Source organism: Vagococcus sp. CY53-2 (assembly GCF_022604695.1).
GTDB lineage: Bacteria > Bacillota > Bacilli > Lactobacillales > Vagococcaceae > Vagococcus.
Window position 1 is genome coordinate 1 of the sequence record NZ_JALAHP010000007.1, and the last position, 285, is coordinate 285.

General features: G+C 38.9%; 1 pseudogene. It reads right to left on the bottom strand.

Going from position 1 to position 285, the window contains the following annotated elements:
* Window positions 1–285 (bottom strand): annotated as a pseudogene (locus tag MN581_RS08750) (hypothetical protein); the annotation flags it as partial.

A 285-nucleotide genomic window follows, 5' to 3' on the forward strand; every position in this document is an offset into this window, starting at 1 on the left:
CTTGGTGTTTCTACTTCTCTTGGTGTTTCTACTTCTCTTGGTGTTTCTACTTCACTTGGTGTTTCTACTTCTCTTGGTGTTTCTACTTCTCTTGGTGTTTCTACTTCTCTTGGTGTTTCTACTTCTCTTGGTGTTTCTACTTCTCTTGGTGTTTCTACTTCACTTGGTGTTTCTACTTCACTTGGTGTTTCTACTTCACTTGGTGTTTCTACTTCACTTGGTGTTTCTACTTCACTTGGTGTTTCTACTTCACTTGGTGTTTCTACTTCACTTGGTGTTTCTACT